The sequence below is a fragment of the Pseudomonas sp. NFACC32-1 genome (genome assembly GCF_900101215.1).
Taxonomy (GTDB): domain Bacteria; phylum Pseudomonadota; class Gammaproteobacteria; order Pseudomonadales; family Pseudomonadaceae; genus Aquipseudomonas.
This window is the reverse complement of the sequence record NZ_FMUL01000003.1, coordinates 362,311-365,307: the sequence shown is the minus strand read 5'-3', so window position 1 is coordinate 365,307 and position 2,997 is coordinate 362,311. Positions and strand designations below refer to the sequence as shown.

General features: G+C 60.9%; 1 protein-coding gene. It reads left to right on the top strand.

The window, feature by feature from the left end; genetic code table 11:
* The first annotated feature begins 480 nt into the window (after positions 1-480).
* On the top strand, positions 481-2,949 hold the full coding sequence (locus tag BLP99_RS07835; protein ID WP_072430711.1) for a TonB-dependent siderophore receptor: 2,469 nt from the start codon (positions 481-483) through the stop codon (positions 2,947-2,949).
* The last annotated feature ends 48 nt before the right edge of the window (positions 2,950-2,997 follow it).

Here is a 2,997-nt window from a genome sequence, read left to right as displayed (position 1 = left end):
CCCGGCGGCAGACCTGAGCCCGGGCTCATCACGTCGGCCCCAGGCTCTGCGCGGGAATGCCTCGCCGGGCGCCCAGCGTTCGGCGGTTGAAGGGAAAAAGGGACGTCCCTTGCTGTGAACCCGCCGCTAGCGCGGGAGCGATCATGGATAAGCAGGAACGAAGGCCGTCGCTTGACTGCGACGGCCTTTTTTTAAACTTTGTTACGTGAATGATAAATAAACTCATTCCGGTTTTTTGCAGATGCTTCGTCTTACTAAGGTGTGTAGGCAAATCGGGTCGGGCAGGGCAGCCCGGACAGCGGATTTGTCCAGCAAGAAAATTGCCGTCATCCAGCCGCATGACCGCGCCCGGGGAGGGGCCGGTCAGCGCGCACTGATGCATTGCCAGGGGCAATCGTCAGGGCGGGTTCACCAGTGCTGGCGGACGGCGGGCCATTCGGCCCCATGGACCTTTCACTTCTACCAATAATAGAGAGCACGATGTCATCCATTCATGAGTTGAAACCTCTGTTCAAGGCACTCGTCATGTCCCGCGGCCTGCGCTCGCGTGGCGTGTTGACCGGTCTGGGGCTGGCCTGCGCATTGCCCTTCAGCGCTCAGGTGATGGCGCAGGACGTCAGCATCGACATCCCTGCGCAACCGTTGCCCAAGGCCTTGCAGGCGTTCGGTCAGCAGACCAACCAGCAGGTGATCTACAACGCTGACGACCTGGCCGGCCTGAAGAGCAACCGCGTCAGCGGCAAGATGAGTCCCCAGGCCGCCATCGCCGAACTGCTCAAGGGCACCGGCGTAAGCTACAGCCTGGAGGGCAACACGCTGATGCTGGTGCGGGGTTCCGCGGCGGGAGGCCTGGAGCTGGGCGCCACCACCGTCAAGGCCACGGCACCGGACGCGACGACCGAAGGCAGCAACTCATACACCAGCAACGCCGTGACCATCGGCAAGGGCACCCACACCCTCAAGGAAATCCCCCAGTCGATCACCGTCATGACGCGCAAGCAGATGGATGACCAGAACCTGGTGGACCTCAAGGACGCGGTCAACCAGACCACCGGTATCGTCGGCCTGCAGGGCGTCGGCCAAGGCATGATCCTGTCGTCGCGCGGCTTCCAGATCGACGACTGGCAATACGACGGCGTGCCGATCCCGCGCAACACCTACTCCCTGGGCAACTGGGCGACCCAGGACCTGATCTTCTTCGATCGCCTGGAAATCATGCGTGGCGCCTCCGGCCTGCTGCAAGGCACGGGCAGCCCCGGCGGTGCCGTCAACCTGGTGCGCAAGCGAGGCCAGAGCGCCCCGACCGTGACCCTGACCGGCAAGGCCGGCTCCTGGGACCACTACGGCCTGCAACTGGACGCCGGCGGCCCGCTGAACGAAGCCGGCAACATCCGCGGCCGCATCGTCGCCGACGAAGACCAGAGCAATTCCTTCGTTGACCATGCGTGGAACAAGACCCACTCGCTGTACGGCGCGCTGGACATCGACCTGAGCGAGGCCACCACCCTGGGTCTGGCGGTCAGCCGGTCCGAAGGCGAGTCCCGGGGCAACATCCGCGGCCTGCCACGCTACGTCGACGGCTCGATGCCGGACGTTTCGCGTTCGACCTATACCGGCGCGCGCTGGAACCGTTCCGACATCGACGTCACCACGGTCTATGCCGATCTGGAACACCGCTTCAACGAGGACTGGGGCTTCAAGGTGGGCGCGGTGCACATGACCGAGGATAACCAGGCGAAAAACCAGCGGACGCAAAATGGCAACGTGGGCCTTAACCTGGATGGCACCGGTGTGCAATATGCCGACTTCGTGACTGACTTCCAGTCCACCAAGGTCGGCCTGGACATGAACCTGTCCGGCAAGTTCGAAGCCTTGTCGATGCAGCAGGAAGTCATGCTGGGTAGTAACTACTCCCAACTGGAGACCGATGACAAATACGCTCGTACGTTCAACAGCAGCAGCGACAACATCTTCGATCTCGACAACAACCGGCCGGATATCAGCTATGACAGCCTGGTCAACGCTTCGAACGGGCGGGGGACCCTCAGTAAATACGATATCCGCCAGAAGGGTGTGTATGGCACCTGGCGCGTCAAGCCGGTGGACGATCTGACGCTGGTACTGGGCTCTCGTGTCAGTTGGTATGACTACAGCTACAAGTCCAAGACCCAGAACTCGAGCGGCATCACCACGAATACCCCTAGCACTGGAACCGAGACCGGAGAGGTCACGCCCTATGCCGGTGTCATTTATGACCTGAGCCGTGAATGGGCGGTGTATGCCAGCTACACCGATGTCTTCCAGCCGCAGACCAACCTCGACCCCAACGGTTCGGTGCTCAAGCCTATCATCGGTACCAACTACGAGGTCGGCCTCAAGGGTGAGCTGATGGACGGCCGGGTCAATACGTCCCTGGCGGTGTTCCGTTACGACCAGGAAAACCGTGCGATTCCCATCGCCGGCTGTACGGGTGTGAATTGCTCCTCGGCCGCAGGGGAAGTGCGTAGCCAGGGCATCGACGCCGAAATCAGTGGTGAAGTGACGGAGAACCTCCAACTGTTCGCAGGCTACACCTACAACACGACCAAGTACCTGGAAGAGCCCGGCAAAGAGGGCAAGGTCTTCAGCACCTGGACGCCGAAACACATGTTGCGCGCATGGGGCAACTACCGGTTCACCGGCGACTGGAGTCGTCTGAGCACCGGGCTGGGCTTTACTACCCAAAGCCATACCCTGGTCTACGACTATGACCGTGAGATCCCAGGCTACACCGTATGGAATGCCCGCGTTGGCTACCAACTGACGCCGGAGATCGATCTGGCGGTCAACTTCAATAACCTGTTCGACAAGACGTACATTGCGCCCGGTTACAACCAGCTTAATGGCAACAACAACTTTGGCGATCCACGTAACATGATGTTCACCGTGAAATACACCCCGCAGTTCTGATCCCCGCGTCAATCATAAAAAACCGACCCGCCTTGTGCGGGTCGGTTT

Coding starts and splice junctions, on each gene's coding strand:
- BLP99_RS07835 (WP_072430711.1), top strand. CDS start 481: ATGTCATCCATTCATGAGTTGAAACCTCTGTTCAAGGCACTCGTCATG.